This is a genomic window from Nocardioides nitrophenolicus (assembly GCF_016907515.1).
Lineage (GTDB): Bacteria > Actinomycetota > Actinomycetes > Propionibacteriales > Nocardioidaceae > Nocardioides > Nocardioides nitrophenolicus.
In genome coordinates this window covers 5,239,250-5,258,742 of sequence record NZ_JAFBBY010000001.1, presented here as the reverse complement: position 1 = coordinate 5,258,742, position 19,493 = coordinate 5,239,250, and the positions used below count along the sequence as shown (strand labels likewise).

Sequence of the window (19,493 nt, the reverse complement as noted above, 5' to 3'; positions counted from 1 at the left end):
CCCCACCCCGGCTCAGTGGTGGGCGTGCCCACCGGGTGCGCCCACGTCGGAGGCTGGCTCCTCCCCCGGGCGGACGACGACGAACTGACCCATCATCCCGTTGTCCTCGTGGCGCAGGGTGTGGCAGTGGTACATGTACGGCCACCGGGCCGAGGCATGGTCGGTGAAGCTCAGGGCGATCCGCACCGTCTCGTCGGGCCGGACCCAGACGGTGTCCTTGCGGCCGGCCAGCTCCGGGGGCGGTGGCGTGCCGTCGACGTCGACGACGCGGAACTGGACGTCGTGGACGTGGAAGCTGTGGCTGCCGCCGTCGGCATTGGTGATCTCCCAGATCTCGGTGTCGCCGAGGGTGACCACGTCGTCGATGCGACCGAGGTCCATCGGGCGGTCGTTGATCGCGTAGCCGGAGAGCTCGAAGGTGCGGGTGCGGGTGGCGGCGCCCGGGTCGGGAAGCTCGGGATCGGCGAGCCGGGCGGGCAGCGGGACGGAGGGCGTCAACCGGTCCCCGGCGCGGAGCTGGAGGAGGTCGAGGCGGTCGGCGCCACCCGCCATCCGGTCGCCGGTGTCGCTGGGGCCGGAGCGCAGGGTCGCGATCTCCCCCGGCTCCAGCCGGACGACGATCTCCGCGCGCTCGCCGGGCGAGAGCTGGATCCGGTCGAGCTCGACCGGCGCGGTGAGCAGGCCACCGTCGCTCGCCACCATGGTGAACGAGTCGCCCGAGGACAGGGCGACGGCGTACGGACGGGTCGAGGAGGCGTTGAGCAGCCGGAGCCGGACCAGCTCGGTGGTCACGTCGAGATAGGGGCCGACGGTCCCGTTGACGACGATGGTGTCGCCGGTGAGGCCCGCCGACTGGAAGGAGCCCGGGTCCTCGTCGAGGGTGCCGTCGTCCTGGAGCTTCTTGTCCTGCAGGATCACCGGGACGTCGTCGACGCCGTACGTCGCCGGCAGGCCCGTGGCGGGCACCGGGTCGTCGACGAGCAGCAGGCCGGCGAGGCCGCGGTAGACGTGCGCGGCGGTCGCGCCGTGCAGATGCGGGTGGTACCAGAGCGTGGCGGCCGGCTGGTCCACCGTCCAGCCGGGCTCCCACACCGCGCCGGGCTCGACCACCTGGTGCGGGCCGCCGTCGGCCTCGGCGGGCAGGTGCATGCCGTGCCAGTGCAGCGTGGTCGTCTCGGGCAGGTCGTTGCGCACCCGCATCCGCACCCGCTCCCCGCGGGTCACCCGGATGGTCGGACCCAGGTAGTCGCCGTTGACGCCCCAGGTCGGCGTACGCCCGCGACCGAAATCGCTGACGCCCTCGTCGAGGTCGAGGTCGAAGACCCGCTCGCCGTCGACCAGCCGGGAGCCGGCCAGCGGTGGGATGGCCAGCGGCGTGTCGAACTCGACCTCGCCGACGGTGTCGACGGTGACCCGCAGAGTCGCCACCACGATCCAGGCGACGAAGCCGACCCCGGCCGCGAGCACCACCGCGAGCACGACCGCGAGCGGCTTCGCGAGCCTCCTCACCGCACCCACGGCACGTCGTAGTCGAAGATCCAGTCGGTACGACGGTCACTGCCCGCCTTGCGCAGGAAGATCGGCAGCATCAGGTCGCGCATCGCGATCGCGACCCGGGACCGGGCCACCCGCTTCTGCTTGTCGATGCCGGCCGCATAGGCGACCAGCGCCTCGGCGCGCGCCCGGCGGGCGTCCTCGTAGGCCGTGAAGGCGACCGCGGGGTCGGGGTCCGCGCGGAGCGAGGACGCGAGCACGATCGCGTCCTCGAGCGCCATCGACGCGCCCTGGCCGGCCGACGGGCTGGTCGCGTGGACGGCGTCGCCCACCAGCACGGCACGGCCCCGCCACCACGGCTCGACCCGTGGGAGCCGGAAGATCGGGTAGACCGTGATCGGGCCGGCGGTGGCGTCGAGGATCTGCGGCACCGGAGCCGGGTCGTCGGCGTGGAGCTCACGCAGCCGGGCCAGCCAGTCGGTCGAGGTGGCGATGCCGGCGGCCGGCGGCTCGTCGGCCGTGAGGTTGGCGAACCAGAAGACCGTGCCGTCCGCGCGGACCAGGTAGCCGAAGAACGAGCGCGTGCCGAACACGAAGTGCTGCCGGCCCGGCGTCGGGGCGAGCCCCGGGACCCGGGCGAAGCCGCCGCTGCCGAGCAGGCCGCTGAAGGCGGGGACGACCTCCGGCGCGACCTGTCGTCGTACGGCCGAGCCGACGCCGTCGGCGCCGACCACGACGTCGCCGTGCTCCTCGGAGCCGTCGTCGAACCGGGCGAGCACCCCCTCCCCCGTCTCGCGTACGTCGACCAGCCGGCGGCCGTAGGACACCGTCACGCCGGCGTCCTCGGCGCCGTCCCGGATCACCTCGTGCAGCCACGAGCGCCGGACGACGACACCGCCGTCGTCGGGCCGGCCGGCAGGACCGTTGGGCACCACGCCGAGCTGCTTGCCGCGCCCGCTCCACATCACCATCTCCGCGGCGGGATGCGCGTCCGCGAGCAGCCGATCCTCCCAGCCCAGGGTGCGCAGCACCCGGCGGCCGTTGACCGCCACGTTGAGGAAGAGCCCCTCGAACGGGTCCGGCGCGGTCCGCGCCTCGAAGACCGGCGCCTCCCAGCCGATCCGGGTGAGCAGGGCAGCGACAGCCGGTCCGGCGACTCCGCCGCCGACGACCAGGGCCTTGGGCATGGTCCGTCTCCTCTACAGTGAGGCGATCACTCGCCATCAGATTATCTCTCTGAGCGAGAGACTATGCGAAGGAGACAACTGTGGCCAAGCGGGCGACCCTGCTCGACGACTCCGCGCGGCTGATGCGCGACTTCATGAGCTCGGCGGTCTTCTTCCAGGACGTCGTCGCCCGGGCCGCCGGGCTGACCGCCAGCGACCTGCAGACGCTCGGCGTCCTGGTCAGCGAGGGACCACGCTCCCCCGGTGAGCTCGCCGCCCGCACCGGCATCAGCACGGGCGGCGGCATCACCCAGCTCGTCGACCGGCTGGTGAAGGCCGGCTTCGTCACCCGGGAGCGCAGCGAGCAGGACCGGCGCCGCGTGCTCGTCACCCCCGTGCTCGAGGAGGTCGGCCGGCGGATCGGGCCGCTCTACGCGGGTGTCGGCGCGGACTGGCAGTCCTTCCTGGAGAGCCTGAGCACCGCCGAGCTCGAAACCTGCGTGCGCTTCCTGGCGACCGCGGTCGAGATCAACCGCCGCCACGCGGCGGAGGTCGGGGACACCGAGGCCTGACCCGGGGTGCGGCGACGCTCACCCCGCGGAGGCCGCGAGGTCCAGCACCCAGGTCACCCCGAACCGGTCGGTCAGCATGCCGTAGAGCGGCGCCCACGCGGCCGGCGCCAGGGGCGCCCGGACGACGGCGCCCTCGGCCAGGCTCGCCCAGTAGCCGCGCAGCTCCTCCACGTCGGTGCCGCGGACGGAGACGAAGAAGGGATCCTCGCCCCGGTCCCAGGCCAGGTGCGGGTAGGCGTCGTAGGCCATCACCCGGAAGCCGGCCGGGGAGGCGACCTGGCCCCAGGCGACCTGGTCGGCGGTGGCCGGGTCGGTGCCGCCCATCTCGGCGTGGGTGATGACGACCAGATCGCCGCCGAAGACCGAGCGGTAGTGCTCGAGCGCGGCGCGGGCCTGGCCGCGGAAGTTCAGGTGGGGGGTGACGTCGATCGAAATGAGTGCTCCTGTGCTGGGACCTTCTCGGACAGGAAGGACGCTCGCAGCAATAGCGGCCGGATTCTGTCCGCCACTGGAGGAGAATCGGGCAATGACCGGAACCTCGGCGCGGATGCTCGCCCTGCTCTCGCTGCTGCAGACCCGCCGGGAGTGGCCGGGCCGGGTGCTGGCCGAGCGGCTGGAGGTGAGCGCGCGGACGCTGCGTCGCGACGTCGACCGGCTCCGCGAGCTCGGCTACCAGGTGACCGCGGTGATGGGGCCGGACGGTGGCTACCGGCTGGACGCGGGCTCCGAGCTGCCCCCGCTCCTCTTCGACGACGACCAGGCGGTCGCGCTCGCGGTGGCGCTCCGAGCGACCCCGGTCTCGGGGGCGGACCTGACCGAGGCGGCCGAGCGGGCACTGGCGACGATGCGGCAGGTCCTGCCGTCGCGGCTGCGGCACCGCGTCGACCGCACCGACTTCCATTCGGTGCCTGCGCCGGACCCGGTCGACCCCGCGGTCCTCGATGCCGTCACCGACGCCGTACGACGCCGCGAGGTGCTCCGCTTCGACCACGCCGGCCACCCGCGGCGGGCCGAGCCGCACCACGTGGTCGCCCGCCGGGGGCGCTGGTATCTCGTCGCCTGGGATCTCGACCGCGCGGACTGGCGGGTGTTCCGGCTGGACCGGGTCCGGCCCCGGACGCCGAACGGTCCGCGGTTCGCGCCGCGCGAGCTGCCCGCGCCCGACGTGGGGACCTTCGTGGCGGCGCGGTTCAAGGGCTCCACCGGACCGGACGCCTGGCCGTGCACCGGCGAGGCGGTGCTGGCGTGCCCGGCGACCGAGGTCGCGCCGTACCTGCTCGACGGCGCCGTGGAGGACCTGGGTCCGGACCGCTGCCGCGTGCGCGCCGGCGCCTGGTCGTGGGTCGGTCTCGCGGCGCTCCTCACCCGCTTCGACGCCGACCTCGTCGACGTCCGGCCGGTCGAGCTCAGGGACGCGTTCGGCGTCCTGGCGGAGCGGTTCGCGCGGGTGGTCAGACCTTCGCGACCCGGAGGACCTTGACCGCAGCGGCACCGATGAGAAATGACACCGGCGCGGGTCTGATCGCGGTATGAGACCGCTCCGGTACGCCATCAATGTCACCCTCGACGGCTGCTGCCACCACGAGGCCGGGATCCCGCCCGACGAGGAGTCGATGCAGTACTGGACCGACGAGATCGCACGTGCCGACGACCTGCTCTTCGGCCGGGTGACCTACGAGATGATGGAGGCAGCGTGGCGCCGGCCCGACTCGGGCGGCTGGCCCGACTGGATGAGCGGGTGGGAGATCCCGTTCGCCGAGGCCATCGACCGCGCCCCGAAGCACGTCGTGTCGAAGACGCTGGGCAGCGTCGACTGGAACGCCGACCTGATCGACGGCGACCTGGCGCGGGCGGTCCGGCGGCTGAAGGACGAACCGGGCGAGGGCAGCGTCTTCGTCGGCGGCGTGACCCTCCCCCGGGGGCTGGCGGACCTCGGCCTGATCGACGAGTACGTGTTCCTCGTCCAGCCGGTCGTCGCGGGACACGGGCCGACCCTGCTCGCCGGGCTGCGCGAGCGGATCCGGCTCGAGCTCGTCGATCGTCATGAGTTCCGGTCGGGAGCGGTCGCCCTGGAGTACCGATCCGTGGCTGCCGGCGACTGACCGCCCCCCGGGACGTCGCGCGGTGGCCGGCGTCAACGGGTCAGCAACCGGGCCACCCACCCGGCGGCCGGCGCCGGCGCGCGTCCCGCGGCCAGCACGCCGGAGTGGCCCGTGGGCCACCACCGCGTCTCGACCGGTACGCCGACAGCGCGGTAGCGGCGGACCAGCGAGCGGGTGAGCCACCAGGGCGCGACCTCGTCGACGGCGGCGGCGTCGATCCGCACCGGCAGTCCCCGGGGCAGGTCGAGCCGGGCGACGTCGTGGGCACGGAGCGAGGACAGCAGGCGCGCGCGGACGAGCGGGCCGTCGGGACCGAGGATCGCCGCCGGCGCCAGCCCGCCCCACGACGTACGACGGGCGAGCTCGGTGAGCGTGAGCTCGCCGAGCCGGGGCCAGAGCTCGCGAGCGCGATGGCTCAGCCCGTCGCCGGCCACGAGCCGGGCGAGGTCGGGGTCGGCCGTGGCGGCGCCGCTGACCATCAGCGCGATCAGCGCCGGGACGACGCCGAAGCCCGGTGGCGTGCGCGGCCACCGCAGCGAGAGGCCGATGGTCTGGTCCATCCGGGTGACGGGGGCGAACACCGCACAGCCCGCCAGCTCCACACCCGGCGGCGCGCCCAGCGCGGCGGCGTGGAGGGCGGCGACCGCGCCCTCGGAGTGGCCGGTCGAGACCCAGCGGTCGGCGAGCGGGAAGGTCGAGCGCGCGGCGACGAGCAGGTCGAGTACCGAGGTGGCCAGCGCCGGACCGATCAGGTAGGGATGCGGGCCGGGGCTGCCGAGCCCCGGGTAGTCGGGGCGCAGCACGGCGATGCCGGCGCGCAGCAGGTGCGAGACGAAGGCGTCGCCCTGGGTCATCCGGCGCAGCTCCGGGTGCCCGTCGACGGCGGTGCTCGGCGCGGAGCGGTCACCGCCGCCGGTCGTCATGTGGCCGTAGGTGGCGACCGGCCAGCCGCCGGAGGGCGGCGCGCCGGCGGGCAGGTGGACCAGCCCGGTGAGCACCTCCCCGCCCGAGTCGTAGGACACCCGCCACGACTCCTCCGCGGCGGCAAGCGCCGCCCGGCCCCGCGCCGGCTCGCGGACCACGATCGCGCTCACCAGCGGCCCCGAGGCAGCAGCCGGCGCACCCGGCGCGGGATCAGCCCGAGCCGTTCGGCGGGGCGGGCGTCGGCGGCCGCCATCAGCTCGGCGAAGGCGTTGGCGACGGGCACCAGCTGGTCGACGTCGACCTTGTCGACGGTGTCGGCGTCGTCGTACAGGTAGAGCGGGCCGGAGACCAGGCTGATCGTCGGCACCCCGGCGGTCAGGGTGAAGGACGCGTCGGTCGGGATGCCGTCGAGGGTGAACTCCAGCAGGCTGGCGTTGAGCATCGAGGTCGCGCCCAGGCCGTGGCGCCGGATGGCGCGCGCCACCGCGCGCTTCATCGGGAGCGAGACGTTCTCGAAGAAGGCCCGCGGCTCGCTGTGGTCCAGGGTCTCGAACGACCCGTCGGCGGTACGCCGAGCCCGCAGCCCGACGTGCTCGACGGTCAGGTTGAGCGCCAGCCGGTACGGCGAGTCCGGGTCGATCGTGTAGCGGCGCGCGAACGCCCGGTGCGCCTGGTAGCCGGTGAAGTGGCTGTCGAAGGACACGAACATCAGCGTCTTGCGCCACGGCCGGCCGGCCTGGAAGCGGGCGACGGCGTGCTCGGCGAGGGCGATCACCTCGGCCGTGCCGGTGGCGTCCTCGACGGCTCCGGGACCGATCGAGTCGTGGTGGGACTGGACCATCACGGTCTCCCGGCTCTCGCCGTGGAGCACCCCGATGACCGTCCGCGCGCTCACCCGGCGGCGCTCGGCGACCAGCCGCAGGCAGGCCCGCGACCCGGGACGCAGCCGCGCCCGGAGCGCCTCGCCGGCCCGGCGGGTGAGCCATGCACCCGGCAGGGTGAGGAGGGTCCGCCGGTAGTACTCGTTGTGGTAGCCCAGCGACTCCGGGTAGTCGCGCAGCACGCCGACCACCCCCACCGCGCCCGCGGCCGCCGCCTCCCGCACGGTGCGGGTGAGCGAGGTGAGATACGGGTTGCGCGAGCCGAGCGCCTCGCGGTTGAGCAGCCGCCGCTCCGGGTCGTGCACGTACTCGCTCAGCGGCAGCAGCGCCCACTGCGGCAGGTCGAAGGTCAGGTCGAAGAGCACGATCCGGCCCGCGACGTCGTGCTCGCCGACCCGCCCGGCACCGATGTCGACCAGCTCCGCCGCGACGCCGTCGGGGCCGGTGCCGAGCACGCCGACGTGCTCGTGGCCGGGCAGCGCGCAGTGCCGGATCGGGGCGCACGGGAGCTCGACCCCGTCGACGTGGAGCGTCGTCAGCCGCGGCTCCCAGGCGAAGGAGTCGGTCTCCTCGACCCACACCTCGTCGAGCCCCGCGCCGCGGAGGCGGTCGGCGACGTAGTCCGCGGCCTTCGCGCCGCCGGGCGTGCCGGTGGCGCGGGGCGCCATCGCCACCAGGTCGTCGACGGTGGCCAGCAGCTCGTGCGTGGCGGCGACATCGGCGGTGGGCCAGCTCATGGCTCGACCCTAGGACTTCGTCAGGTTCGGCGGATCTCACGCCGGGAAACTCCGGCAACGGGCATCGAGTGCGAGAGAATGGTCGCGTGACGTCCCCCGATGACGAGATCGATCAGCTCGCGATCCTGCCCGAGATCGACCTCGCGCTGATCGACGCACTCCAGGTCCATCCCCGGGCGCCGTGGACGACCATCGCGTCGGTGCTCGACATCGACGCGGTGACCGCGGCCCGCCGCTGGCGGCGGCTGTACGACGAGCGGCTGGCCTGGTGGGTGGTCCGCCCGTCCGCGGCCCGGCTCTCCCCCTACCTCGACGCGACCCTGGCGCTGCTGCGCTGCCCGGCGAGTGCGGCCGAGCGGGCCGCGGTCCCGGAGTGGGCGCACACCGTCGACCTGCTGTCCGGCAGCGCGGACCTGGGCGTCGTGGTGCTCGGATCCGGCCTGGCCGAGGTGCACCGGCGCGTCGACGAGCTGGCGGCACTGACCGGCGGCGAGGTGGTCGAGCGCCGGGTGGTGGCGGCCGTCCACGCCGAGGACTCCGGCTGGCGGCTGGGGATCTGCTCGGCCGCCCAGCGCCGCGCGCTGCTCCCCCGCGCCGACCGGCCGGTGCCGACGCCGCCGCGATCGGAGGTGGTCGACGAGCTGCTGGCCGCGCTCGGCGACGATGCCCGGCTCAGCGGCCAGGAGCTCGCGGCCCGGGTCGGCGGCTCGGAGCCGACCGTGCGCCGGGCCCTGGACCGGGCGCTGCGCTCCGGGGCGCTGCAGCTCGGCTGCGACCTCGCGACGCCGGCCGCGGGTCTGGGCCGCGGGGTGCTGCTGGAGGTCGAGGTCGACGACCCGGACCGGTCCGGCCGAGCCCTCGCGGCGGCGGGAGCGGTGCACCGCTGCGTGCAGACCGTCGGCGCCGGCAACCTCACCCTCGGCGTCCGGCTGGCCTCGCTCGCCCACCTGCCGCGGACCGAGGCCGAGCTGGCCGCCCTCGCCCCGGGCTGGCGGGTGCGCAGCCGGCAGACCGTGCTGCGCCCGGTCAAGCGCCAGGGGCTGCTGCTGGATGCGTCGGGGCGGCGCGCAGCACCTCGTCGAGGCGGTAGGCGCGGATCGCGAGCAGGCTGAGCAGCACCAGCGCGGCAGGCACCACGGAGGTGCCGGCGAGCACGGCGAGCCGTGCAGGTGCGTCGTACGCGTCGAGGCCGCCGCGATAGCCGCCGAGCGCCAGCACCACGCCGAGCAGGCCGGGCCCGAGGGCGAAGCCGAGCAGCTCGCAGCCCGCCCACACGCCGGAGAACAGGCCGATCCGGTTGCGTCCGGACAGGCGCGCGTCGTGGGCGGCCACGTCGGGGAGCATCGCCAGCGGGAACACCTGGATGCCGGCGTACCCGGCCCCGGTGACGGCCGACCAGACCAGGCACCAGCCCAGGCTCCCGGTCCCGGCGCCGACCAACGCGACCAGGCCGCCGCCGAGGACGGAGGTCGCGATCAGGTAGCCGCCCTTCTTGCCGTGACGGCGGCCGAGCCAGGCCCACAGCGGCGCGGACAGCACGCCGGGCAGGACGAAGGCGGCGAACAGATAGCTCCCGGTCGCCGGGTCGCCGAGCAGCACCCGGGCGGCGTACGCGACCGCCGCGAGCAGCATGCTCGTGCCCGCGGCCTGGAGCACCAGCGCGACGACGAGCGGCCGGGCGTGGGCGTCGCCGAGGACGACCCGCAGCTGGTCGCGCAGGCCACCTCCGGCCGGCTCCGCGCGGACCACCGGCGCGCCGCGGGTGCACCACCACACCGCGAGCGAGCCCGCGACCACCACCAGCCCGGCCACCGCGCCCATCGCGCGGTAGCCGCCGGCCGTGGTCGCCAGCCAGGGCGCCACCACGCCCGACACCGCGATCGCCGAGGTCACCACCCCGACCCGCCACGCCATCATCTGGGTGCGCACGCCGTAGTCGGCCGTCACCTCCGCCGACATCGCGAGATAGGGCACCTGGAAGAACGCGTACGCCGTCGCGGCGGCCAGGTTCGCGACCAGCACCCAGGCCAGGGCGAGCAGGAAGGGCGTGCTCGGGCCGGTGAACACGAAGGCCAGTCCCACCCCCATGAGCGGGCCGGCGACCAGCAGGAACGGACGGCGCCGGTCGTGGCGTCGTACCCGGTCGCTGAGGCGGCCGGCCAGCGGGTTGCACACGAAGTCCCACGCCTTGGGCGCGAACACGACCAGGCCCGCGAGCAGCGCGCCGACCCCCAGCTCCTCGGTGAGGTACGGCATCAGCAGCAGGGAGGGCACCGTGCCGTAGACGCCGGTGGCGACCCCGCCCAGCGCGTAGCCGCGGCGGATGCGCGCGGGCAGCTCGTCGACCATGGGCCGAACGTAGAGGACGAACGGGTCGGGCCTCGGGGATGCAGGAATCCGTCACCGGGAAGCCCGCGGGCGCGGCAGTCGGGTCTCCGCTCAGCTCGGCTTGGCGTACGCCGCCACCCCGGTGTCGAGGATGACGCATGCCTCGTCGCCGACGGTCCACGCGTCGTGGCCCGGGTCGAGGTCGATGACGTCACCGGGGCCGATGGCGAACTCCTCGCCGGCGTCGGGCTTGATGGTCATCCTGCCGGACAGGCAGATGCCGGTGTGGTGGACCTGGCAGGACTCGGTGCCGGCGATCGGCTTGACGTCCTCGGACCAGCGCCAGCCGGGCTCGAAGGTGCCGCGGCCGAGGGTGAAGTCACCGAGCGTGACGACGTCCATGTGCCCGTGGTCCCGGAAGTCCCGGCGCTCGTGCGGGCTGTCGATGCTCTGCGTGTCGGACATGAGCCTCTCCTCAGCTCGGTGGGTCGGACGGTGGTTCAGACGGTGGCCCGGGGCCGGATGTTCTGGTTGCCGGCGAAGACGTTCCCGGGGTCGTACTCGGACTTGATGGCGACCAGGCGCTCGTACTTCTCCGCGCCGAAGGCGGCCCGGATCCGCTCGTCGCCCTCGTCGCCGATGAAGTTGAGATAGACGCCGCCGGTGGTGAAGGGGGCGTTGGCGCGGCGGTAGTCGCGGACCCAGGCGATGTTGGCGTCGTCGTCGGCGGGGTCCTCCCAGGTCGCGAAGGGGTGGCTGACCCAGCGGGCGGCGCGCTGGCTGAGCGGCGTGGCGTCCGCGTCGACCCGGGCGAGGGCGCCGCCCCACGGGAGGAGGAGGTGCTGGGTCAGCGGGGAGGGACGCCGGGCGCCGGCGTCGAGGAAGACCTCGAGAGCGTCGTCGGGGAAGCTGTCGTGGTAGTCGGCGCTCCAGTACTGGCGCAGGCCGGGCGGGTCGTCGATCATCGCCTGGAGGGCGGCGTACGGCATCGGGCCGACCAGGTCGACCGCGGGGTCGAGGTCGCGCATCACCTGCACCAGCTCCGCGCCCACGGCGTGGTCGCCGTTCCAGCACACCGCTAGCCCGACCGCCGGCCGGCCCTGGAGGTACGCCGGGACGAACTCCTCGGGCGGGCCGCTGATCACGACCAGCGCGGAGCCGAGCTCCTCGGGAGCGTCGTCGGCCCAGTCGCGGTAGGTGTGCGCCACCTCGCCGGCCCGGTCGAAGGGCCACAGCATCAGGCCGCCCAGGATCGTCGGCCCGACCGGGTGCAGCCGGAGCTCCAGGGCCGTGACGACGCCGAAGTTGCCGCCACCGCCCTTGCTGGCCCACAGCAGGTCCGGGTGCTGGTGCTCGTCGGCGCGGACCAGGGTGCCGTCGGCCGTGACCAGCTCGACGGCCAGCAGGTTGTCGCAGCTCAGGCCGTACTGGCGCTCCAGCCAGCCCGACCCGCCGCCGAGGGTCAGCCCGGCGACGCCGGTGGTGGAGACCCGGCCCCCGGTGGTGGCGAGGCCGTGCTCCTGCGCGGCCGCGTCGAACTCGCCCCAGGTGCAGCCCGCGCCGACCCGGGCCCGGCGCGCGGCGGCGTCGATCTCGATCGCCTTCATCGGCCGTACGTCGACCACCAGGCCGTCGTCGTTGGTGGACTGCCCGGCCACCGAGTGCCCGCCCGAGCGCACCGCGACGGCGAGCCCGTCGCGCGCGGCGCGGTCCAGCGCCTCGCGGACGTCGTCCGGGCCGGCACACGCCGCGATCAGCCGCGGTCGCCTGTCGATCATCGCGTTGAACAGTGCCCGCCGCTCGTCGTACTCGGCGTCGCCAGGGCCGCACCACGTCGTCATGTCCACTCACGATCCTCGGCGCGGCGCCGATCGGCATCCCGTGGAATGGGGAAACGCCCGGGCGGATCTCTAGTCTGGAGCCGTGCTGTACGAGGTCCTCCACTCCGTGGTCCCGCCGTTGGCTCGCGCGGTGTGGCGGCCGACGATCGAGGGCGTCGCGAACGTGCCCCTGACCGGCCCGGTCCTCTTCGCGAGCAACCACCTCAGCTTCGCCGACAGCGTCGTGATCCCGATCGTGGCCCCGCGCAAGGTGGTGTTCCTGGCGAAGGCGGAGTACTTCACCGGGACCGGCCTCAAGGGCCGCCTCAGCAAGGCCTGGTTCGAGGGACTCGGCATGGTGCCGGTCGACCGCAACGATACCCGGGCGGCGCTCAACTCCCTCGACGTGGCGCTCGAGGTGCTCGGCAGGGGCGACGCGTTCGGCATCTACCCGGAGGGCACCCGCTCGCGCGACGGGCGGCTGTACCGCGGCCGGACCGGCGTCGCCCAGCTCGCGCTGACGGCCGGCGTACCGGTGGTGCCGGTGGGCCTGACCGGCACCGACGAGCTGCAGCCGGTCGACGCGCGGTTCCCGCGCCGGGCCAAGGTGACCGTGCGCTTCGGCCGGCCGATCGACTTCACCGGCCGCTTCGCGGGCGTGGCGCCCGGGAGGGCTCGGCGCGAGGCGACCGACGAGATCATGGACGCGATCCACGCGCTCACCGGCCAGGAGCTCGCCGGCGCCTACAACGAGCGACCCGCCGACGCCTGAGCGGCCGGGACTGCCGGGGTGCGGTGCCGTATCGGCGCCGAGGCCCTGGGTACGGCTGGGGCTCCCCCGCAACGCACGAGGAGCAAGCCATGAGCAAGGACGTCGTCGACCTCATCATGAACGACCACCGGGAGCTCGAGAAGCTCTTCGACACGCTGCTGAACGAGCCCGACAAGCGCGCGGCCCTGGTGCCGGTGATGACCACCCTCCTCACCGCGCACAGCCGCGCCGAGGAGTCCGAGGTCTACCCCGCGGCGCGGGAGGCCGGCGGCGCCGACGACGTCGAGCACAGCCAGAAGGAGCACCTCGAGGCCGACCAGCTCGCGCTCGCGCTGTCCGAGACCGACCCGTCCTCCCCCGACTTCCCGGCCGCGCTGCAGAAGCTGGTCGACGCGGTCAGCCACCACGTCGAGGAGGAGGAGCAGACCGTGCTGCCGGGCATGCGCGAGCGTCTCGACGAGACCCGGCGGGCCGAGCTGGGCGAGGCCTTCCTCGCCGCCCGCGAGGAGCACCTCGGCGAGCAGCCGGCCGACATCACCAAGGCCGAGCTCGACCAGCAGGCCGCCAACGCCGGCGTCCCCGGTGCGTCGTCGATGAGCAAGTCCGAGCTGAAGCAGACCCTCGAGGACGAAGCGGAGTCGTGACGTGAGGATCGGCTACTTCCTGTCCAGCGAGGAGTACACGCCCGCGCAGCTCACCGAGCAGGCCCTGGCCGCCGAGGACGCCGGGTTCGACGGGCTGTGGATCAGCGACCACATCCAGCCCTGGAACTCGACGCAGGGCCAGAGCCCGATGGTCTGGCCGATGATCGGGGCGATCGCGCAGGTCACCGCGCTGCCGATCATGACCGCGGTGACCTGCCCGATCGGCCGGCAGAGCCCGCTCCTGGTCGCCCACGCGGCCGCGACCTGCGCCGTGCTCAACCCCGGCTTCCGGCTCGGGGTCGGCACGGGCGAGGCGCTCAACGAGCACCTGACCGGCGCGGTGTGGCCGTCCTTCGACGTACGCATCGAGATGCTGCGCGAAGCGGTCGGCCTGATCCGGGCGCTGTGGACCGGCGAGACCGTCGACCACCGCGGCCGGTGGTTCACGGTGGACGACGCGCGGCTGTGGACCCTGCCCGGCACACCGCCGGAGATCTGGATGTCGGGCTTCGGCGAGAAGGCCACCCGGGTCGCCGCCGAGATCGCGGACGGCTACGTCAACACCGCGCCCGGCGCCGAGCTGCGCGCGCTGTTCAGCGAGGAGTCGGGCGGCCGGCCCACCTCCGCCGGGTTGAAGGTCGCGTACGCGCCCAGCAAGGAGGAGGGCGTCGAGCACGCCCACCGGCTGTGGGCCAACGCCGGCCTGCCGGGCGAGCTGGCCCAGGTGCTCCCCTCGCCCCGCCACTTCGAGCAGGCCTCCCAGCTCGTGACGAGGCAGGCCACGGCCGACAGCGTGGTCGCCGGGTCGGCCGCGGGCGAGCACGTCGCTGCGGTGCGGGCCTACGCCGAGGCGGGGTACGACGAGGTGTACGTGGCCAACATGGGGCCGTACTACCGGGAGATGATCGAGTTCTACGGCGAGCAGGTGCTGCCGGGGGTGCGGCGGGGCTGACGGGACGGGGCAGGTCTGACGGAGTGAGGCGGGGTGGGTCGTCGACTGCGTCGCACCCGGCATTCCGGTAGCCGATCGCGGCTGAACGCGACCCGGATGCCGGGTACGACGGAGGCGGCGGCCCACGCGGACGGGTCCGGGCGTTCCACCCGAACGCGATGCTGGCGCTGGCGGAAACCGCCGACAGCGGATCCGGTCGGCTGATCGTCGATCCGCGAACACCATCGGCCGAGTAGGCCGCGTCGACTGCAGGTCGGAGGACGCTGGGCCACGGCGACCTCGACCCTTGCGTCGGAGACATCCAGCGGGGCGCCTGCTTTGTCCGGTCCTTCTCGGACGAAGCGACAGCTCTCGAAGGGATGGACGATGACCGAAACTCGTCCTGGCATCGCGGTGCTGCTCACGGGCGCGGGCCTGACCGCGGTGACCTTCCTCCAGCCGTGGGTGACCTACGGCGACATCCCGGTCCGGTACGCCGGTCTGCCGCCGTGGTCGGCCATCTATCCAGTTCTGTTGGCCACGGAGACGCTCGTGGTGACGACTCGGATCGGGCGGCCACGCCGGCCACCCGCGGCGGCGCACACGCTGTGCGGTCTGCTCGCGGCGGGCGCGAGCGGCTCGGCCGCGCTGCTGCTCCGCGCCGCTCGAGAACCGGCCGCGGTGTTCGACGGGGTCGCACCGGCGGTGGCGGCGACCGCCGACCTCGGCGGATGGTCGGCAGTGGCGGCACCGTGGGTGCTCGCGGTGGCGGCCGGCCGGGCTCACCCGCGCCGGCCACCACCGAAGGCATCCGCCACCGCCTGACCGCGGAACACCCGGTACTCCAGCGGCGACGGCTCGCCGAAGGCGTCGGCCGGGACGGCGCCGGCGGCGATGATCAGGTTGCCGGGACGGCGGCCCTTGAGGGTGGCCGGCTCCGCGCCGACGACGACCTCGCCGAGCGAGCGGACCCCGGCGACGAAGGCGCGCACCCGCGGGTACGGCGGCCGGTCAACGAGGTTCGCGACGAGCATCCCGCCCGGGGCCAGCACCCGGCCGACCTCCGCCACGAACGCCTCCGAGGTCAGCGACTCCGGGACCTCGCCGCCGGCGAAGGCGTCCAGGATGACGACGTCCTGGGAGTCGTCGCGGACCGCGAGGATGCCGGTCTCGCCGTCGACCGGACGCACCTTGATCCCGCTGCGCGGCGGCAGCGGCGCCTCCGCGCGGACCCGTTCGATCACCTCGGCGGCCGGCTCCAGCACGATCTGCGCCGAGCGCGGCCGGGTGGCGGCGACGTAGCGCGGCAGGGTCATCGCCGCGCCGCCGACATGGAGGACGCGCAGCGGCCCCGGCGGGCGTACGTCGAGCAGGTCGCCGATCCGGCGCACGTAGTCGAAGACCAGGCGGGTCGGGTCGGCGAGGTCGACCGCCGACTGCTGCATGTCGTCGAGCTCCAGCAGGTACAGGCTCCCGGACATCGAGGGCGCGTCCTCAGTCCTCGCCGCGCATCTTCGCCCAGCGCGCCCGCAGGGCCGCGGCGCGGTGGGCGTTGCCGCGCAGGTCGGCGTACCGCTCGCCGTGCACCCAGAGCAGCGCGTCGTCGAGGCGGCGCACGGCGCCGGGTGGGTAGCGGTAGCCCATCCGCTCGCGCAGCGCGACCTCGTCGACCGAGCGGAGGGTGTCGCCGAGAGCGGCGAGCGAGGTGATGCCGAGCTCGAGGAGGAGGGCGGAGATCCAGGCGTAGTGGTCGGTACGCGACCAGCCGGCGTCGGCGTACTGGCCGGCGAGGAAGGCGGCCAGCTCGCGGGGACTGATCCGTGGGTCGTCCTCGTCGAGGGGCTCGGCCTCGGCGCCGGCCGGGCCGGCCGGGCCCTGGAGCAGGTCGCGGATGGTGGAGAACTCGCGGTCGGCGAGCTCGAGCAGGCCGGCGGCGAGGGTGAAGCGGCGGTCCAGCTCGCGGACGTGCTCGGGCGGGACGGTCCCCTTGTAGCGGATGTCGTGCTCGAACTCGGCCCAGGCGTGCTGGAGCACGGTGCGGATCTGGATCGCGGCCTGGTGTCCCTGCAGCGGCCCGTCGGACCCGGGCTCGAGACCGACCAGCAGGTGCCGGCTGGAGTAGCCGAAGCGGCCCTCGCTGGCGATCTCCTGGCCGAGGTCGCGGTCGTCGTGGACGACCACCTGGTCGTCGAGCAGGTCGACCACGGCCTGCACGTCGCTGTGGACGTAGGTGATCACCCGGACGCCGATCTGGTCGGTGATCTCGTGGAGCGGGTCGGTGTAGAGCGGGCGGCCGTCGACGGTGCGGGCGGCCTTCGCGGCGAACGAGGACACCGACTTGGTGCGGCCGGTCACGGTCAGGTAGTTGATGCCGGCCTCGTCGAGGATCGAGGTCACCAGCGCCACGAAGCCCTCGGTGACGGGACGCAGGCCGGGCTGCAGCTCGGCATAGCGGCGTACGGCGGAGCCCACGTCGAGTGGCGGGGCACCCCGGCGGGGGCGCGGGGTCGGCTCGAGGTCGGGCGGCAGCGTGGGCGTCACGATGTAGCCGGTCTGCAGGTCGCCGTAGGTCGTGGTGTGCTCGGGCCGGTGCTCGGCGAAGAGCCCGACGTAGGCGCACACGACGGCGTCGACCTGGTCCTCGACGACGCGCAGCTCGCTCTTGCGGGTCGCGGTCTCGGCGGCGGCACGCAGCTCCTGCCAGGCGGCCAGCGAGGCGACGTGCAGCGGCGGCTCGGCGGCGACCAGGCCCTCGACCAGGCCGATGAGGACGACCAGCTCGGCGCGCAGCTGCTCGAGGTCGCGACCGGGCTTGTCCTTGTACTTCAGGGTGCGCCCGAGCCGGAACAGCGCGACCGTCGCCGGGTGGGGGTAGACCTCGATCGCCCGTCGCGGCCGGCGCGAGCGCGGGTTGACGTCGAGGCCCAGCCGGGCGGCGACCCGGGCCGCGCGCGGCTGCTCGCGGAACTCCGGCTTGCCGGTGTTGGCCGGGTGGGCGCCGGCGTCGAAGCGGGCGAAGTCCTTGTTGAGCGCCGCCTCCGCCGGCCGGTTCCCGGTGGCGTTGGCGACCACGATCGGCGCGTCGATCGCGACCAGGCACTCCCCCTCGACGTACGGCGCCAGCGCGGCGACGATCTCGTCGTCGTCCTGGACGGCGCAGACCGCGACGAGGGTGCCGTCGCCGTCGACGACCGCCAGCCCGGTGGGCCTGCGGTCGCCCCAGGCGAGGTCGATCCCGACGAAGTGCATGCGGCCGGTCAGCCGCGGTTGAGGGCGACGGCCTCGCGGACCAGTGCGACGAACGCCTCGTCGTCGAGGGACTCGCCCTCGAACACGTCGACGGCGCGCCGGGTGCCGGCGTCGAGGCTGGCGTTGAAGATCCCCGTCGGGTCCTCGAGCGAGGCGCCCTTCGCGAAGGTGACCTTGACCTTGTCCTTGTAGGTCTCGACGGTGCAGATCAGCCCGTCGGCGGAGAAGGTCGGCACCCCGTCGGGGTTGGACGCCTTCTTCCACTTGGCCTCCTCGACGACGGCGGGCTCCGCCGTCACGATCAGGGACCGGATCTTCTCGACGGTGTCGGCCCGCCAGTCAGCGCTCATGGCCCGACCCTATCGAGCCCGGCCCGCCGGGCGGGCTCGGTGAACGGGAGGTGAACGTGACACCATGCCTCGGTGAACACCCTCCCTGTCGCGCTCTGGCGCCTCCTCGTCGCGGCCAGCGCCGCGACCGGGGTGGTCCTCGCGGCGCGGGAGTACGACGTGTGGTGGACCGCGCTCTCCCAGCTCTCCAACCTGGCCGTGGCCGGGTGCTTCCTCGCGCTGGCGGTCCGCGAGCCCCGCTCCCCCTGGCTGCGCGGCGCGCTGACCACGCTGATGGTGCTGGTCGGCCTGGCCTACGTGCCGATGCAGAACGGCAACCTGTGGCACGCCTGGTCGCTGCTCGAGCACGTCGTGACGCCGTCGCTGGTCGTCCTCGACTTCGTCCTCGTCGGCCGCAACCACCACGCCGTGCGCTGGTGGCACCCGCTGTCGTGGCTGGTCCCGCCGACGGCCTACCTGCTCTGGTACGTCGGCGACGACCTCGCCGTCTACGCCGCCCTCGACGCCGCCCACCCGGCGCAGTTCGGGCAGCGGATCGCGGTGCTGCTCGGCCTGCTGCTGGCGACCGGCTTCGCGCTCTACGCCCTCGGCCGGCGCCGGGTGGCGACGGCGGACCTCACGAACGCCTGAGCCCGCGCGGTCAGCCGCACGTCCTTCATCGAGGCGACGACCACCTCGAGCGACTCGACCGGGTCGGCGATCTCGAGGGTGACGACCTCCGCTCCGTCGTACGTCGTGTCGCTCGCCGGCCGCTGGTTGAGGACCGACCAGCCCTGCCCGTTGGCGACCAGCGCGCGCACCGTCTCGAAGCCGGAGCTGCGGTGCCGCACGGTCGGGCGGACGCCGGCCGCGGCGAGGATGCGCTCGAAGTACTGCCGGCTGTGGGGCAGGTCGAGCAGCACCATCGGCTCGTCGGCGAGCTCCTTGAGCGCGATCCGCCTGCGCCGCGCGAGCCGGTGGTCGCGCGCCAGCAGGACGTAGGGCGGCGCGCCGCCCACCCGGACGTGGTCGATGTCGTCGTCGAGGTCGTAGCCGTACATCAGCGCCAGCTCGCAGCGCCCCGAGCGCAGCGCCTGCTTGAGCGCGGCGTGCTCGTCCTCGACCACCGAGATCCGGATGCCGGGGTGGTCGGCGGCGCAGGCGGCGAGCAGCCGGGGCAGCTCGAACGGGCCGAGGCTGGTGAAGCAGCCGACGGTCAGCTCACCGGTGAGCGCCTGACCGGCGGACCGGGCCACCTCGGCGAGCTCGCTGGTGTGGACCAGATAGCTGCGCAGCTCGCGCTGGAAGGCCTCGCCGGCCGCGGTCAGGGTGAGCCCCCGGGCGTGGTGACGCAGCAGCAGCTGGACGCCGAGCTCCTTCTCCAGCTGGGCGACCGCCGTCGACACGGCCGACTGGGAGACCATCAGCTCCTTCGAGGCCGCGGTCATCGAGCCGAGCTCCGCCGCCGCGGCGAAGTACCGCAGCTGGGTGAGCGTGAAGCCGACCTCCGCCATGACGGCCATCCTGCCGTACCTCCCGGGTCC

Annotated in this window: 20 protein-coding genes and 1 pseudogene; 9 read left to right on the top strand and 12 right to left on the bottom strand. The window is 74.2% G+C overall.

The genetic code is table 11. The features are described from left to right. Positions 1 to 12: 12 nt before the first annotated feature. On the bottom strand, positions 13 to 1,509 hold the full coding sequence (locus JOD66_RS25250; RefSeq protein ID WP_204839532.1) for a multicopper oxidase family protein: 1,497 nt from the start codon (positions 1,507 to 1,509) through the stop codon (positions 13 to 15). Next, positions 1,506 to 2,681 carry an FAD-dependent monooxygenase gene (locus JOD66_RS25245; protein WP_204839531.1) on the bottom strand — a complete coding sequence of 392 codons (1,176 nt, stop codon included), beginning with the start codon at positions 2,679 to 2,681 and terminating at the stop codon, positions 1,506 to 1,508. Before JOD66_RS25245 ends, JOD66_RS25250 begins: the two co-directional genes overlap by 4 nt. Before the next feature lie 80 nt (positions 2,682 to 2,761). Here JOD66_RS25245 and JOD66_RS25240 point away from each other — a divergent pair, with 80 nt between their 5' ends. After that, positions 2,762 to 3,232: a MarR family winged helix-turn-helix transcriptional regulator gene (locus JOD66_RS25240; RefSeq protein ID WP_307823713.1), complete on the top strand. Its 471-nt coding sequence runs from the start codon at positions 2,762 to 2,764 to the stop codon at positions 3,230 to 3,232. Positions 3,233 to 3,250: 18 nt separating this feature from the next. Here JOD66_RS25240 and JOD66_RS25235 read toward each other — a convergent pair whose 3' ends face one another. After that, entirely contained in the window at positions 3,251 to 3,643 is a 393-nt protein-coding gene (locus tag JOD66_RS25235; protein ID WP_239547101.1) for a VOC family protein, read from the bottom strand. Positions 3,644 to 3,758: 115 nt separating this feature from the next. Between JOD66_RS25235 and JOD66_RS25230 the strand changes: the two genes are divergently transcribed. After that, the gene (locus JOD66_RS25230) at positions 3,759 to 4,712 is read left to right on the top strand and encodes a helix-turn-helix transcriptional regulator (protein WP_204839530.1); all 954 of its coding nucleotides are present in this window, start codon (positions 3,759 to 3,761) and stop codon (positions 4,710 to 4,712) included. A 49-nt stretch (positions 4,713 to 4,761) separates the two neighbouring features. Then, the gene (locus JOD66_RS25225; RefSeq protein ID WP_204839529.1) at positions 4,762 to 5,334 is read left to right on the top strand and encodes a dihydrofolate reductase family protein; all 573 of its coding nucleotides are present in this window, start codon (positions 4,762 to 4,764) and stop codon (positions 5,332 to 5,334) included. A 32-nt stretch (positions 5,335 to 5,366) separates the two neighbouring features. On the opposite strand, the gene JOD66_RS25220 is transcribed toward JOD66_RS25225, so the two are convergent. Continuing rightward, positions 5,367 to 6,428, bottom strand: coding sequence for a lipase family protein (locus JOD66_RS25220; RefSeq protein ID WP_204839528.1), 1,062 nt, complete (start codon positions 6,426 to 6,428; stop codon positions 5,367 to 5,369). After that, complete coding sequence (locus JOD66_RS25215; protein ID WP_204839527.1) at positions 6,425 to 7,876, bottom strand: M28 family peptidase; 1,452 nt, start codon at positions 7,874 to 7,876, stop codon at positions 6,425 to 6,427. Before JOD66_RS25215 ends, JOD66_RS25220 begins: the two co-directional genes overlap by 4 nt. A gap of 86 nt (positions 7,877 to 7,962) precedes the next feature. On the opposite strand from JOD66_RS25215, the gene JOD66_RS29300 reads away from it, so the two are divergent. Then, the gene (locus JOD66_RS29300) at positions 7,963 to 8,988 is read left to right on the top strand and encodes an AsnC family transcriptional regulator (RefSeq protein ID WP_204839526.1); all 1,026 of its coding nucleotides are present in this window, start codon (positions 7,963 to 7,965) and stop codon (positions 8,986 to 8,988) included. On the opposite strand, the gene JOD66_RS25205 is transcribed toward JOD66_RS29300, so the two are convergent. The 3 genes from JOD66_RS25205 to JOD66_RS25195 all read right to left on the bottom strand — a co-directional run bounded on the left by JOD66_RS25205 (position 8,903) and on the right by JOD66_RS25195 (position 12,045). Then, entirely contained in the window at positions 8,903 to 10,225 is a 1,323-nt protein-coding gene (locus tag JOD66_RS25205) for an MFS transporter (RefSeq protein ID WP_204839525.1), read from the bottom strand. The genes JOD66_RS29300 and JOD66_RS25205 overlap by 86 nt on opposite strands. Before the next feature lie 90 nt (positions 10,226 to 10,315). Beyond that, positions 10,316 to 10,669: a cupin domain-containing protein gene (locus tag JOD66_RS25200; RefSeq protein WP_204839524.1), complete on the bottom strand. Its 354-nt coding sequence runs from the start codon at positions 10,667 to 10,669 to the stop codon at positions 10,316 to 10,318. Positions 10,670 to 10,704: 35 nt separating this feature from the next. Next, positions 10,705 to 12,045, bottom strand: coding sequence for an FAD-binding oxidoreductase (locus tag JOD66_RS25195; RefSeq protein WP_239547096.1), 1,341 nt, complete (start codon positions 12,043 to 12,045; stop codon positions 10,705 to 10,707). An 82-nt stretch (positions 12,046 to 12,127) separates the two neighbouring features. Between JOD66_RS25195 and JOD66_RS25190 the strand changes: the two genes are divergently transcribed. From JOD66_RS25190 to JOD66_RS25175, 4 genes are all read left to right on the top strand, one after another. Beyond that, a complete protein-coding gene (locus tag JOD66_RS25190) occupies positions 12,128 to 12,796 on the top strand; it encodes a lysophospholipid acyltransferase family protein (protein WP_307823712.1) in 669 nt (222 codons plus the stop codon). Positions 12,797 to 12,885: 89 nt separating this feature from the next. Continuing rightward, on the top strand, positions 12,886 to 13,440 hold the full coding sequence (locus JOD66_RS25185; protein WP_204839522.1) for a hemerythrin domain-containing protein: 555 nt from the start codon (positions 12,886 to 12,888) through the stop codon (positions 13,438 to 13,440). Position 13,441: 1 nt separating this feature from the next. Beyond that, positions 13,442 to 14,392, top strand: coding sequence for a TIGR03557 family F420-dependent LLM class oxidoreductase (locus JOD66_RS25180; protein WP_204839521.1), 951 nt, complete (start codon positions 13,442 to 13,444; stop codon positions 14,390 to 14,392). Between the two features lie 366 nt (positions 14,393 to 14,758). Then, positions 14,759 to 15,196: a hypothetical protein gene (locus JOD66_RS25175; protein ID WP_204839520.1), complete on the top strand. Its 438-nt coding sequence runs from the start codon at positions 14,759 to 14,761 to the stop codon at positions 15,194 to 15,196. Here the strand turns inward: JOD66_RS25175 and JOD66_RS25170 are convergent. From JOD66_RS25170 to JOD66_RS25160, 3 genes and pseudogenes are all read right to left on the bottom strand, one after another. Further along, positions 15,154 to 15,873 (bottom strand): annotated as a pseudogene (locus JOD66_RS25170) (spermidine synthase); the annotation flags it as partial. The gene JOD66_RS25175 and the pseudogene JOD66_RS25170 overlap by 43 nt on opposite strands. After that, positions 15,866 to 17,620: a DUF429 domain-containing protein gene (locus tag JOD66_RS25165; RefSeq protein WP_204839518.1), complete on the bottom strand. Its 1,755-nt coding sequence runs from the start codon at positions 17,618 to 17,620 to the stop codon at positions 15,866 to 15,868. The gene JOD66_RS25165 and the pseudogene JOD66_RS25170, both read right to left, overlap by 8 nt. 8 nt (positions 17,621 to 17,628) lie before the next feature. After that, on the bottom strand, positions 17,629 to 17,970 hold the full coding sequence (locus JOD66_RS25160) for a DUF1801 domain-containing protein (protein ID WP_204839517.1): 342 nt from the start codon (positions 17,968 to 17,970) through the stop codon (positions 17,629 to 17,631). A gap of 72 nt (positions 17,971 to 18,042) precedes the next feature. Here JOD66_RS25160 and JOD66_RS25155 point away from each other — a divergent pair, with 72 nt between their 5' ends. Further along, positions 18,043 to 18,600: a hypothetical protein gene (locus JOD66_RS25155; protein WP_204839516.1), complete on the top strand. Its 558-nt coding sequence runs from the start codon at positions 18,043 to 18,045 to the stop codon at positions 18,598 to 18,600. Here the strand turns inward: JOD66_RS25155 and JOD66_RS25150 are convergent. After that, complete coding sequence (locus JOD66_RS25150) at positions 18,549 to 19,463, bottom strand: LysR family transcriptional regulator (protein ID WP_204839515.1); 915 nt, start codon at positions 19,461 to 19,463, stop codon at positions 18,549 to 18,551. The two genes, JOD66_RS25155 and JOD66_RS25150, sit on opposite strands and share 52 nt — an antisense overlap. Positions 19,464 to 19,493: the final 30 nt, after the last annotated feature.